The sequence below is a fragment of the Clostridiales bacterium genome (genome assembly GCA_014799665.1).
Lineage (GTDB): Bacteria > Bacillota > Clostridia > Christensenellales > Pumilibacteraceae > Anaerocaecibacter.
The window spans coordinates 1-12,048 of record JAAVHP010000021.1 but is presented as its reverse complement, the minus strand read 5'-3'; the positions used below and the strand labels follow the sequence as shown (position 1 = coordinate 12,048).

The 12,048-nt window shown below is 31.0% G+C and carries 18 protein-coding genes; 2 read left to right on the top strand and 16 right to left on the bottom strand.

Features of this window, described 5'->3' with window-relative positions; genetic code table 11:
* The 8 genes from HDT28_07650 to HDT28_07615 form a co-directional block, all read right to left on the bottom strand.
* Positions 1 to 740 (bottom strand): hypothetical protein (locus HDT28_07650; GenBank protein ID MBD5132441.1); only part of this gene is annotated, 740 nt, incomplete at its 3' end.
* 2 nt (positions 741 to 742) lie between these two features.
* Positions 743 to 898, bottom strand: coding sequence for a hypothetical protein (locus tag HDT28_07645; GenBank protein ID MBD5132440.1), 156 nt, complete (start codon positions 896 to 898; stop codon positions 743 to 745).
* A gap of 919 nt (positions 899 to 1,817) precedes the next feature.
* On the bottom strand, positions 1,818 to 2,759 hold the full coding sequence (locus HDT28_07640) for a hypothetical protein (GenBank protein MBD5132439.1): 942 nt from the start codon (positions 2,757 to 2,759) through the stop codon (positions 1,818 to 1,820).
* A complete protein-coding gene (locus HDT28_07635; protein ID MBD5132438.1) occupies positions 2,752 to 3,180 on the bottom strand; it encodes a helix-turn-helix domain-containing protein in 429 nt (142 codons plus the stop codon). Before HDT28_07635 ends, HDT28_07640 begins: the two co-directional genes overlap by 8 nt.
* A 575-nt stretch (positions 3,181 to 3,755) precedes the next feature.
* Positions 3,756 to 4,136, bottom strand: coding sequence for a hypothetical protein (locus HDT28_07630; protein MBD5132437.1), 381 nt, complete (start codon positions 4,134 to 4,136; stop codon positions 3,756 to 3,758).
* Positions 4,137 to 4,140: 4 nt separating this feature from the next.
* Positions 4,141 to 4,896: a ParA family protein gene (locus tag HDT28_07625; GenBank protein MBD5132436.1), complete on the bottom strand. Its 756-nt coding sequence runs from the start codon at positions 4,894 to 4,896 to the stop codon at positions 4,141 to 4,143.
* A gap of 386 nt (positions 4,897 to 5,282) precedes the next feature.
* Complete coding sequence (locus HDT28_07620; protein MBD5132435.1) at positions 5,283 to 5,438, bottom strand: hypothetical protein; 156 nt, start codon at positions 5,436 to 5,438, stop codon at positions 5,283 to 5,285.
* Between the two features lie 128 nt (positions 5,439 to 5,566).
* A complete protein-coding gene (locus tag HDT28_07615; protein MBD5132434.1) occupies positions 5,567 to 5,773 on the bottom strand; it encodes a hypothetical protein in 207 nt (68 codons plus the stop codon).
* A 471-nt stretch (positions 5,774 to 6,244) separates the two neighbouring features.
* Here HDT28_07615 and HDT28_07610 point away from each other — a divergent pair, with 471 nt between their 5' ends.
* Together HDT28_07610 and HDT28_07605 are read left to right on the top strand one after the other, a co-directional pair.
* Positions 6,245 to 6,412 carry a hypothetical protein gene (locus HDT28_07610; protein MBD5132433.1) on the top strand — a complete coding sequence of 56 codons (168 nt, stop codon included), beginning with the start codon at positions 6,245 to 6,247 and terminating at the stop codon, positions 6,410 to 6,412.
* Positions 6,413 to 6,545: 133 nt separating this feature from the next.
* Positions 6,546 to 6,812 carry a hypothetical protein gene (locus HDT28_07605; GenBank protein ID MBD5132432.1) on the top strand — a complete coding sequence of 89 codons (267 nt, stop codon included), beginning with the start codon at positions 6,546 to 6,548 and terminating at the stop codon, positions 6,810 to 6,812.
* Positions 6,813 to 7,031: 219 nt separating this feature from the next.
* On the opposite strand, the gene HDT28_07600 is transcribed toward HDT28_07605, so the two are convergent.
* The 8 genes from HDT28_07600 to HDT28_07565 form a co-directional block, all read right to left on the bottom strand.
* Complete coding sequence (locus HDT28_07600; GenBank protein ID MBD5132431.1) at positions 7,032 to 7,709, bottom strand: recombinase family protein; 678 nt, start codon at positions 7,707 to 7,709, stop codon at positions 7,032 to 7,034.
* A 736-nt stretch (positions 7,710 to 8,445) separates the two neighbouring features.
* Entirely contained in the window at positions 8,446 to 9,630 is a 1,185-nt protein-coding gene (locus HDT28_07595; protein ID MBD5132430.1) for a radical SAM protein, read from the bottom strand.
* A 117-nt stretch (positions 9,631 to 9,747) separates the two neighbouring features.
* Positions 9,748 to 9,960 (bottom strand): hypothetical protein, encoded by a 213-nt coding sequence (locus HDT28_07590; GenBank protein MBD5132429.1) that lies wholly within the window; start codon positions 9,958 to 9,960, stop codon positions 9,748 to 9,750.
* Between the two features lie 14 nt (positions 9,961 to 9,974).
* The gene (locus HDT28_07585) at positions 9,975 to 10,163 is read right to left on the bottom strand and encodes a helix-turn-helix domain-containing protein (protein ID MBD5132428.1); all 189 of its coding nucleotides are present in this window, start codon (positions 10,161 to 10,163) and stop codon (positions 9,975 to 9,977) included.
* Between the two features lie 4 nt (positions 10,164 to 10,167).
* Complete coding sequence (locus HDT28_07580; protein MBD5132427.1) at positions 10,168 to 10,593, bottom strand: hypothetical protein; 426 nt, start codon at positions 10,591 to 10,593, stop codon at positions 10,168 to 10,170.
* 72 nt (positions 10,594 to 10,665) lie between these two features.
* Complete coding sequence (locus HDT28_07575; GenBank protein ID MBD5132426.1) at positions 10,666 to 10,806, bottom strand: hypothetical protein; 141 nt, start codon at positions 10,804 to 10,806, stop codon at positions 10,666 to 10,668.
* A gap of 42 nt (positions 10,807 to 10,848) precedes the next feature.
* A complete protein-coding gene (locus HDT28_07570) occupies positions 10,849 to 11,424 on the bottom strand; it encodes a hypothetical protein (GenBank protein MBD5132425.1) in 576 nt (191 codons plus the stop codon).
* 288 nt (positions 11,425 to 11,712) lie between these two features.
* The coding region (locus tag HDT28_07565; protein ID MBD5132424.1) for a hypothetical protein at positions 11,713 to 12,048 on the bottom strand (336 nt) is incomplete at its 5' end.

The window sequence follows — 12,048 nt, the reverse complement described above, 5'->3', positions numbered from 1 at the left end:
CTACATGGATAAGAGTTTTTATCTGCATTATATAGCTTTTCAAGTTCATCATTATAGGTCTGTTGCACTAGATCAAGATTTTTTATTGCCTTATCCCATCTTTCAAACCATCCGTCTGTAAACTCTTTTTTTAAAGCGTATATATTCCAGTCTGATACAATTTCTAGTTCTTCAGGCTTTGCTTTCTCATTGATGCGCCTCCACTGTCTACTTGTGGTACGTTCTTCAAGTCGGCTCTGCGCTGGTTCTGTCTTATTTTCAGTGATTTCAGACTTGGCAGCTCTATCATAATTTTCACATTCAAAGTAATCATTTTTGATTGCTACTGACAACTGCTGCTGGTTAAATAAATTTGCGGTTCTGTAAGCGTTTTTTACCTTATACGTTACCGCTAATGCACTGATGAGGTATCTATTCAGCTTTGCATATGCTCTGTAGTGTTCAGGATCGTAATTGTCAAATCTCATATCTGCCCTTACAATATTGTAATTTTTGATTCCGGCTCCTGCTAAAATGGTATTGAATACTGTTTCAAACTCTGAATATGCAAATACATCACCTACTAATTTATTCGGGTTAATTATGCTTGTGGTAGTCGGATTGTTATTTTTAGTCTGACTATTCGCCGTGATACAGTTTGAAACTTCTTTCTGAATGTCCTCGATAATGCCGGGACTTTTTACCGACAATGTATGTATTGAGCCAGTGAGATTATAATTTTCAAGTTTCTGTTTGTTCATTGCTATCCTTTCCGAAATTCAAAAGATAGCTTTTCATCAAAAACAAGTTTTTCTATATATTTTTCCTTGGGATAATCTGCTATCCCTTGCCTTTCTTCAACAAATTTTATTAGTATCAATATTCTTGCTTTGGGATAGTCTGAAAAGATAATTTTCAAAAAGACTTGATTTTACATAGATTTTCTTGTATAATCTATAGCATATGAGTAAAAATCTTGTCTTAGGTCAATCCTTTGCAAGTGCTTTTTTATAGGTTTTTCAGTGTGAATACTGGTAATATTCTTAGTGAAAAATCTACATCTGAATATTTATGGTGCGTGTGTCATTGGTTCACCTTCTTTCTTAGAAAAGGACGTACTAATGCTCGGTTTATTGGTCTAAAATGAATCCTATGTCTGGTAAACATTGGATAATGCTAATAATTTTTACTTGCGTTCTATCGGTCGGTAAATCCGAAAAGCATCACTCCGCAAGAGTATATGAAATTGTAAAAGTGGGAATTTTTAAGAGAATTGCACACTGTTACATTATTTATTATACTCATTTTGTGGTTTTTGTCAATACTATTTTGGGATTTTATAGGACTGCTGCCAGCGGTCTTTTTTTGAATCTACACTTTTAATTCCTGCTGCAGAACATAAAAAGAATGTCGCTTATTGCCGACACTCTGAAAATAAGATATAATATTCATGTTGTCCTACCGATACCTGGCAACGGGAGGAGGTGTTTATATTGGAATACGTTATAACTTTTTTAGTCGCTGTTGCGGCTGGTGTAGCCTGCCACTGCATCAACAAATGGTTAGACAGTGACCGCAAGGACAACTAATAGCCTACTGGGTGCTTTGCCAGTATAAAAGAAAAGAAGAATCCCCGGACTGTACGCTACTACGGTTCGGGGATTCGTTTCTTCGTTCATATTGGAACGCTATAACTTTTTGCCTATTGGCATTATAGCATATGCAGATTTTCTTTGCAATATGTAATTACTTGGCTTCTAATACCCCGTAGGGCGCAATGTACTTTTGATACTTGTGTCAAAAGTGCTTTTGCGTTACTTTCAGCAAAGTAACAAAGGCTATTCTTTCGTATTCCAGTGTGCCATATCATGCGATACCTGATTCTTAATATCCAAATTAAATTGCTCTGGTGCATTATACAAGATTGTTAACATATATGCCGTAGGATTTTTAATCCGCTCCGTCTGTTCCTTATATTTTTCAATCGCATACATAATAGATTCATTATGTAGCTTCATTAATTTACCAATAACTACCATGCTAGGCTTGTCCTCTCCGGCGATTCTGATTATCGCTTTGGTTGTGTTCATGGTAGTATAGAGTATATCCATCACTGAATCAATATCATTTTGTTGATATGGATTATCTTGAAGCATGATATCATAATCGAAAAGCTGATGAATTTGGTCAATGGTATATCTTTCCAGCTCTTGACTTTTTGTTTTATTGGTGTTATCTTTGTTTATATCAATATTGTTTAACTGAGTGCTTGAAATATTGTTGCTTTGGTCGGCTTGCAATGTTTCAGGCTCTTTTTCTTTTTCAAATTCTTTCGCAAGCTGGGTATATAACTTTTGTCGTTTTCTCTTATCTATCTGTAATGCTTTATTAATGATTTCATCATCTGTCAACGGTATAGGCGTTTCAGTTGCTATTTTTTTTAATTCATTGATGGTTTTTGCTTTCCATAATTCCGCAAAATCATTAAAACGATAGATATTTGTTTTCTTTTCATTATATTTAGTTGTTTGTCGCTTTACTATTAGCAATCTTTTTTCTTCTAGTCCTTTAATTGCTCTTAATACTTGTGATTTACTGATTCTTGCTTCCCTTGAAATAGTGGTCATTCCAGGAAAAGCTACTTGGCTTTCTTGATTCAAATGTTTTCTTATGACGATATACACAATCTTTTCATGTTCTGTCAATAAATCTGTTTCAATCAAGCCATTGCTTATAATAGTAAAGCTATCAAATTTCCCCTGTTGGAGTTTGTCAGTCATTTATTATTACCTCACTTTTTATTTTATCAGTTTCTTCTTTCAATTCTTCTAGCGTTTTACAATCCCAAACTGAATTATAATTTAAAATTTCATATGTGTTGGAAAGATATCCGTTATCTTCTGAAATACGACTTTTTTTAACTAATACCCCTTTGTCTTCTAATAATTTAATATACTTACAAACAGTAGCTTTACTCATTCCTAATTTCTGACTTAATTTATTTATACTAATAGTAGTAGTATTTATTTGATTTGGTTTGCTATTATCTGCAAATGCAATTAAATGAATAATCAATATTAATTCATTAGCATTAAATAAATCAGAGTTCAATAATCCATTATAAATATAAAAATGTGATCTACTAGGGTTGTTATCTTCGATAAGTTTAATTTTAAACGGTTTATCAAAATTATCTTCCATGTTACCTCCTATCATAAAAATTTAAAATGGGTTTTAAAATATTATACTAGGGTTAACAATATTTGTCAACGTTCAATCATTCTATCAGAAAGAAAGATTGATAATTATATAGTCAGTAATATTGTTAATAGTATTGTTATAGTGTCACACAGGAACTAGGTAGTGTCACACAGGAACTAGGTAGTGTCACACAGGAACTAGGTAGTGTCACACAGGAACTAGGTGAATATATATTCGATATTAAAATCTAACATTTTGCCTTACGTATATAGGCGGTTTTTAGACGTTTTGACCGTAGAGCATAAAAACCTACCCTAAAGGCATTTAAAGCCGAATTTGGGGCAAATAACGCTTAATAACTATAGTATTATAACATTAAATAAAAGGCATATTTCATAGACAAAAAAATACCCTTTACCGGAGAATGCTTCATCTGGTAAAGGGTATTATTCAAGTGTACAATTTAATTTTGTTCGCCTGCTGCTGTTTGGGGTTTCATCTGTTCCAGTAAATTAAAATATTTCTGTTGATATATGTATTCCACTAATAATTTATATAATTATATAAATATATAATTATATAAGTTCTCGCTTCATACCCTCAATATGTTCCAACTTTTCATATAATTCAATATTATGTTGCTTATCAGCTTCAATCAATCTAAGAATATATTGCGTCATTGATACATATTTACCACTGGTGTTTGTTAAGTGTTCTGCCATTAAAGATATATAATTTTGATAGTTGGTTATATCCAAACGCAAATATTTTTGTCCTTTTTTGTCATTATTTTTATTCTGCTGTGGCTCCAGGTGTGTTGCTGGTTCAATTACTGTAGGAGTATCGTTTTTAGGTTGATCAGGATCTTTATGTCCACTTGCTAATATTTCATTAGGATTGCTCTTTTTAAAATTAGGATTATTATTGTTAGTGTTAAAATTTTTCTTTCCTGCCATGCTATCACTCTCCTATCTTCTGCAATAATTCAGTTGTAAAGGCTTTATAATCAATATTAGGTTTACTGCTCTTTGCATAGTCAATTAGTGGCTCTCTTACTGTCTGTGCTTCTGCTACTGATATACCCTCTCGAATAGTAGTAGTAAATACTGTTGTGTTCATCTCTTTTGCATAATCTTCTATCATAGCCTTTAGATCACGATTTAAGACAGTTCTGTTACTATATTTGATTAAAAGTATACCTAGCACTTTTAAAGACGGATTTAGGGCATTTCTGACGCTTTCAATAGTATCATGCAGCTTTCCTAATCCTTGTAATGCAAATGGTCTAGGTTCTGCAGGTATCACCACATAATCACTAGCCACTAAAGAATTAAAAGACAGATTCCCCAATGCCGGGGGAGTATCAATTATTATAAAGTCATAATTATCCTTAATAGGTTCAAGTGCATTTTTTAAAAGAGTAGGCTCAACATTTTCGGACATTTCAATATTAGTCAAGTATGTATCTGCCGCTAGTAAATCATAATATTTGCAATGTATCAATGCTTCATTGGCTCCGCAGTCCTCTCCCAATACATCAAAAATAGTATGTTTTGGATCATCTGCTCCTGAAGAATAGGTGACATTACCCTGCGGATCAAGGTCAATAAGTAATGTTTTCTTGTGTTTAAATCCAAGTGTACTTGCTAACGCCTGGGCTGTTGTACTTTTCCCAGTTCCCCCTTTCTGGAGCACAATACTAATGGTAATAGCCATATATAAACCACCTCTCTATCTTAAATTTTTATATAATTATATCATTGTATTTTTATATAATCAATAATAATTTATATATTTGTATAGTTATATAATTATAAAATTATATATAATCTAAAATTTTGTCATGTAAAAAAATCTATATTGCTCATAAGTAAAAATATAAGAATGGGGGATAGTTCGGCACTTTGAAAAATTGTTCTGATATGTGTGCACATCAGCTAGAGCCTTTTGTGAAAAGTATTCAGAAAAATAATATGTAATATACCCCCTACGTTGATAAACATAAATAAAAAGCTGTCTTGTAAAATAGACAGCTTCCATGTTATAATAAAAATACAGTTTGGGCGGTGACAAGCCCGCCCTTTCTGTTATCCCGTACCGATTTATTCGGTTTCTTTTGCTCTTGCTATCGTGTCTAGCAATTTCAAAATTTCATCTTTTGTGTATGTTTCCTTGTCGTCTGTATCCAGCATTAAGCGAATTTCATAGATTGTCGAATTTTTTACAATTTTGATTTCATCCTTATTCATCTCGTCCATGTTTTCTCCTTCCCCCTCAAGGTTTTGCTTGCCCTCTGCCTGTCGGTTATTAGTCCTTTATCTCTTGGACTAATTATATTATAATATATGTGCGTAATAATGTCAACTACTTTTTTAAAACATGTGCGTTATTTTAAAATTCTTTCTAGTTCATCAAGTTTAGATAAAACTGTATCACGTACAAAAGCACTAGCTGTCTTATTTAAGCCTAAACTTTCTATTCTTTCTTTTGTTCCGTCTGGAAATACAATATTTAATCTATAATTACGCTTTTCATATTCTCTAACCGCTTTTTGTCTTGCAGCTTTCTGTTCTGCTGTATATTCTTTAGCCATTTGTAACACCTCCATATTTTTATTTAGTATATCATATGTGAGTATAATTTTCAATATATATGTGAGTTATTTATGAAATTATTAAAAATATATAAATTGTAACAAACAATTTATATACAGCACATTATTTTTTTATAGCTTTATCATTTGTAAATCATATATTACTATTACTAACTAATATATGACCATATGTTCTTACTGTCAATATGATTTCTTCTAGTTTGTCATATTTATAGTAGTAGTTAAAGTTCTCCTTTACCTGTCTTTATTATATTATGTGTACCCACATTTTATAAATGTATTTAAAAAATATTGCACAAATATAGTATCTGTGTAATATCCTTTTTTTGTTTAAAATTATGTGTACTCACATATTGATAAATGTGTACCCACATGATACAATGTATTTACAAGTTAAGCAACACAATAACTTGAACTACTACAAAACAATATTGAAAGAAGGTGAAACCAATGTTTGTATATGTTCCATTCTTTAAAGTGATCGTTATAGGCATTGATATACTTGAAAGTACTATCATTGATGAGCGACATTTTAAAAGCCGTTCTGAAGCTGAAGCGTTTGCACATAAATACAAATTATCAAGAGATAATATATTTACTATTGTTCTTCAGATGTAATACATACACACAAATTCAAGATATTATATATTAGTAGGTGCTGCCCTGTTCTGGGGTAGCATCTGCACCGCTAAATATTACTTGAATGTGTTCCCGCATATGGTATAATATCAGTGAAAGGTAGGTGTACCATATGCCATTAGAAAACAAAGATATTGTCAAGAAATACCATGAGAAATTAACAACTATTCGTGTCCGTGTTCCTGCTCCTGATGTAGTTGCAGGTATTCCAGACTATCCGCAAATGATTAGAGATAGAGCAAAAGAATTAGGCTTTATAAATAATAAAGGTGTAGATAAAGGTCAAGGATCTGCTAATGCCTATATATTGCATCTGATAGAAAAAGATTTAGATATAGATATGATTAAAGGTATGACAGATTTAAAAGATTCAGATTGAATATTCCGATAAATCCGATTATAATATAGCTGTTAGTGATTATCTAACATAGAGGGTATATGCTTGTAGTAGGGCTATGCTCTCATTTTTTACCCTGTATGCTATTATCAAGAACACATAATGCATAATTGCACAATGAGATAAATAAAAACACTTGTAGCGTTTCATGCTTCATAAAAAAGTAAGGTGCCTCAGGAATGAACACCTTACTTTTTAAAACTACACATTCAATTCTGTAACAAGCTCCTTTTTATATTTATAGTAGGTGTTCCTTGCTATGCCTTGCAAATATTCCTTCATGATTTTAGCATCCGAAAACTTCCCGTCAAAATCTTTAGATTGTTCCCGAATAACTTTCTTGATGTGATCCGCTTTATCAGTCTTTATATTGTGACTCCCTTCTGGTCTTCCCTGTGGCTTTTCACTCCTAGACTTCCCTTCTGTTACTCTTTTAATTAAGAATAGCCGTTCATGCTCCGCTTGCTGAAATGCTAGTCTTATATTGTCTTTTAGGTTTTCTCTCTCAAAGTCCGTAACTAGATCAAGAATGCCATTTATAAGATTATCCATTTTTTCATTACTGGACGATACTTTTTCAATATGCTTTTGTGTCCGGCGTTTGTATTCGTCTGTATCAATATGTCTCTCTTTTAGGAATACAAGGCTTATATTCTGTTGCATGAGTTTCATATATAGATTATATCCTTCATCAGCGTTACGGCTCATTCTGGATACTTCATCAAATATGATTGTATCACCTGATTTTACTTTATCCAATAGTTTTCTAAAGACCGCACGATTTTCTATATCCTTACCTGATTGCTTTTCTTCATAGATAATAACATCTGTATCAAAAGATTTAATATTGTCAATCTGTCTTTGGGTTTTCTGTTGCATAGTGGAAACTCTGACATAACCATATTTACACAGGATAGATACCTTCTTTCTAAAATAGTATTAAAAATATTTATAAATAAATTTGATACTAATATCTTAGCAAATTAAGGGCGAAAAGTCAAGGATTTTAGTATTATTTAATCAAAAATATTTTTAATACTATTTTTATTATGATGTTCGGCATGGGTTTCGGAATATATCAGAAAATATTTGTGTAGGTCTGCCAATACATCACAAATCATTAGGAAAATCAATACTTTTTATTGGTTCTTGTGTTCTATTACCATCAGGATATTTTAAAGTGTATATTTAAAAATGATAGTTCAGTACATATGGATTCTGGAGAAAAAAGCATCAAAAAGCCTTATTTTTCAAGGATTTCTGACACTTTTAATTGTCTGATAATTTGATGTATTATTGTAAATTATTTAAAAATAAGTTGTGTTCGGTAAAAGCCTTTATTTACAAGGGGTTTCGGACTTTTCAAGCGGATTTTATGATCTGCCAGTAAATCAATAAATCATCAAAAAACTAGGAAAATCAATGCTTTCAAGGCTTTGCAAAGATAACTAAACATTTTTAATTATGTTCGATAATTTATAAAAATATGTTATGTTTAAAACAATTTAAAATATGCAACTATACATAAATATAGGTACATGCCATATGCTTGATAATGTTTACAGTAGCAAATATCTATATTTTCAACGATTTATGTTTTTTGTATAGACTATTTTTATTTACTTACATAATTCACTTGAATTTTATCAAGTACATTTTTTATCTTATTTAATCTCATAAAAGTCTTAATAGTTTTATACACGTCTTTTTCCTGTTCTCTGGTATATGAATAGTCTGGATATATGTCATTTAATGCCTTTATATATTGTCCTTTTAAAATATAATTCATATACATTAGTACGCCTTCTGTAATATCTTTCATCGGTACTTCTGGAAATGCTTTTTTTAATTGTAATCTAATATTTCTATCTTTTTCCATAAACTCATATGCTCGTTTTGACTGAAATTTTTCAATTTTTGTTATCGGTTGAATCACCCCTACCTCTAGCATATATCTTTTATAATCAAGCTGCCTATAACATTCTGCACATGAAAACGGTTCTGTTTCTATATTCTTTGCTATTATATCGTTTAATGTGTTAACAAATATATTGCCAATCTTATTTTTATCTGCATTTTTATAGGATTCCATTGTTGAAATACCTATATTTCCATTTGCATGAATCTCAATAGGGCATTTTATTACTTTAAGTTCATCATCTTCATACTCGATTCTATGCCTACTACTATTACATACACATGGGGGCTTACCTAATTTTTCAAAGTTTTCTTCCATTCTTCCATCATAGGAAAGTGCAATTTCTCCATTATCAATAATATCCCATTTTTCCTTATCATGTAGTTCCACTAATATATCAGTATGTTTTAATTTATCTTTATAAAAATTTAAAGCCTTTTTATAGTCAGCTTTTTTATGGAATGGATCACAGCTTATTGAAATTGCTACTATTGAGTTATCTTTTTCTATATTTTCTCCTAATAACATTTCAAAATTATTAATTTTTTTTCTACAGTGTAAATTTATTTTTTCAAACAAATTTACTATCCGATCATTTAATATTGTTCCATTTGTAACACATAAAAAACTTAATATTGTAATATCTTTTTCAATAATTTTATCAACTAAATATTCAATAAGATCTATTTCTAAAAATGGCTCGCCACCAGTTAAATATATTGTTTTACAAAAACCAACTGAATCTAAAACTTTATCAATTATACTTTTTGTAATAGTAATGTTTTGTGTTGCACCTCTTACACAATGTTCGCATTTTAAATTACACTTTCTTGTTATTTCAAATACTAAGCTATTAAATGATAATTTACTACTTTCTTTCAATAAATTATTCCTCCTTAATTCTTTGCAAGGATAAGAAGTACTATATTTATAAATATCCTATCCTTGCCTTAAAATACAGACTATTTTTGTTTAAGGTAAAAAGTGCATTTCTTAGCTTTACTTAATATATTTATCCAGTAAATGACCGTATTTGCTTTTATTAGAATTTCTGTTATTTTCCTGTTCTTTTGCCCATTCAATAACTTCATTTATTGCTTTCAGTCTGTTTCTTTCTTCTTCTGCCGCTTTCTCCTGCGCATTATGAATTAAGTCACCATATCGCTGTATTTCTCTCAATTCTGCCTTTGTATGTGGGATAAATGTACTCATATTCTTATATCCTCCTAACATTTTGTATAATCTAATTTGACGGACTTTGTATTATCAAGCCACTGTTGCAACGCTGATTCTGTTACACGGTATTCTCTGCCGATCCTGCATGATGGGAAGCCTTTAGTTCGCATCAATGCTCTAGCCTGTTTATCAGATAATTTTAATATGCTCTGTAAATCTTCTGTGGTTAATATATTCATGGTTTTATATCCTTTCTGTATGAGTAGATTGTGATTCTATCTTATCTAATGCTTTTTGCAATTTGCCTTTAGATGTTTTATCCTTAAACTTTTTATCAGCTTCACATATCAAATCATTTATGATTCTATTTACTGCCGATTCCGTATAAGCTCCATAAACTTCATGCAGTTTGTCCATATTGTCAACTGAAATCATTACATTCTGTGCAAGATTGGGATTTACATCTAATGTCCTAAAATTCAATATAGCGTCTCTTAGTGCTATCCATTTATCAATTTCACCTTCTTCAAAATTAATTCTTCCTGCGGTCAAATCCATACTATGTAATAATGTTTCAGCTTGTTCTTTTACTACCTTTATATTTTCTTTTAACTGAATATTTGCATCATTCATATCCATATTTCCAAAACTTCTTAATTCTGCTATCATATATTTTTACTCCTTTTCTTTGGTGGTATCGGCTCCAGAGAATAGGAACCAATACCGACTATCTTAACTTAATTACGCTACTTTTAATTTATTGCGTGTTGTGTCTATATCTCTTTTTATTCTGTGTATAATATCTAGTAATTCTTCTTGTGTATAACTTGTCTTTACTTCCGCATAATTTCTAAAGTCAATATCAATAACTACATTCATCATACTAAATTATCTCCTTATGTTGGTTTTTATTTTTGCAACTTTTCACGCAACATCATCTTTAATATAAAATTTTTCATTGATTTTTTTTACATCAGTTGTCAACATAATGTTATACAATTTTTGCGGTATCATATCTTTATATCGTTCCGCTTTATCAAGGATGAGTCCATATTTAATATTGCAATAAATATCTAATGCCTGATTATAGGTGTCCAAATCCGCAACTGTAATATAATCACCCTCATAATATACTTTGACTGTGTATGTATTTTTCTGTGAATTATATATTATATTTGTCTTTCCTAATTCAAGGTGTTCAAACAATACATTTATTGAATGTGGTGCGAATAACATATGTTCTAAATCATATACCGTATTTGTGTTATCAATTATGTCATGATCTAAATCTGTTTTTTCCCCAGGAACTTCATAATAATTATTTTCCACAAATGGGAAAAATGTTTCATATTTATTGTCAAGTAAATCTGCACTCATTGTATGCCCTTTATACTTTGGGTTCCATTCATCCTGCCAGCTTTCATTGTAACAACGATTGAATATGTTATTGTATTTTCTATGAATCTCATCCCTACTTAATTTTATATAATTTACTGCCATTTTATCTATTTCCTTTCTGTTACGGTGGCATGAAATAATTACCACTCTCAAAAGGAAATATGATATATTTTTTATAATATATTTTTATATCTATCTTTATCATTGTAGCAATTACTCATACCCCCTTTATATATCCTTCCATGCCCTACATATTAGGACATTAGCCTTATCTTTCTATTGGCTAGAAATACAGTAAAATCAATGCTTCTAACCGTTTTTATCAAATTCTGAAAAGGCTCTTTTAGGCTCTCTAATGTAGCCTTTTTGATTTTGGGATTGTAGCCCTTTTTACTGCTCGAAAAAGTCTTTTGTAGCCCTTTTAACTTCATCAATGGCACGTTGCACATCTGCCTTTGAGAAAAATTCAATACCATACCGCTGTTTATGGTTTTTTGCCCTGCGGATAGGATTTTCTACACCTAATCGAGTAAAAAGGTCTATGAGTTGCTTTCTGGTAAAGATACAGTCTTGATACTGTAATACGAAGTCTGTCATGCTCCTGAACCTACATGGATAAGAGTTTTTATCTGCATTATATAGCTTTTCAAGTTCATCATTATAGGTCTGTTGCACTAGATCAAGATTTTTTATTGCCTTATCCCATCTTTCAAACCATCCGTCTGT

Bases quoted from the DNA above. Each gene is read 5' to 3' on its own strand.
- HDT28_07640 (MBD5132439.1), bottom strand. From the start codon at position 2,759: ATGACTGACAAACTCCAACAGGGGAAATTTGATAGCTTTACTATTATA.
- HDT28_07635 (MBD5132438.1), bottom strand. From the start codon at position 3,180: ATGGAAGATAATTTTGATAAACCGTTTAAAATTAAACTTATCGAAGAT.
- HDT28_07630 (MBD5132437.1), bottom strand. From the start codon at position 4,136: ATGGCAGGAAAGAAAAATTTTAACACTAACAATAATAATCCTAATTTT.
- HDT28_07625 (MBD5132436.1), bottom strand. From the start codon at position 4,896: ATGGCTATTACCATTAGTATTGTGCTCCAGAAAGGGGGAACTGGGAAA.
- HDT28_07620 (MBD5132435.1), bottom strand. From the start codon at position 5,438: ATGGACGAGATGAATAAGGATGAAATCAAAATTGTAAAAAATTCGACA.
- HDT28_07615 (MBD5132434.1), bottom strand. From the start codon at position 5,773: ATGGCTAAAGAATATACAGCAGAACAGAAAGCTGCAAGACAAAAAGCG.
- HDT28_07610 (MBD5132433.1), top strand. From the start codon at position 6,245: ATGTTTGTATATGTTCCATTCTTTAAAGTGATCGTTATAGGCATTGAT.
- HDT28_07605 (MBD5132432.1), top strand. From the start codon at position 6,546: ATGCCATTAGAAAACAAAGATATTGTCAAGAAATACCATGAGAAATTA.
- HDT28_07600 (MBD5132431.1), bottom strand. From the start codon at position 7,709: ATGCAACAGAAAACCCAAAGACAGATTGACAATATTAAATCTTTTGAT.
- HDT28_07590 (MBD5132429.1), bottom strand. From the start codon at position 9,960: ATGAGTACATTTATCCCACATACAAAGGCAGAATTGAGAGAAATACAG.
- HDT28_07585 (MBD5132428.1), bottom strand. From the start codon at position 10,163: ATGAATATATTAACCACAGAAGATTTACAGAGCATATTAAAATTATCT.
- HDT28_07580 (MBD5132427.1), bottom strand. From the start codon at position 10,593: ATGATAGCAGAATTAAGAAGTTTTGGAAATATGGATATGAATGATGCA.
- HDT28_07575 (MBD5132426.1), bottom strand. From the start codon at position 10,806: ATGATGAATGTAGTTATTGATATTGACTTTAGAAATTATGCGGAAGTA.
- HDT28_07570 (MBD5132425.1), bottom strand. From the start codon at position 11,424: ATGGCAGTAAATTATATAAAATTAAGTAGGGATGAGATTCATAGAAAA.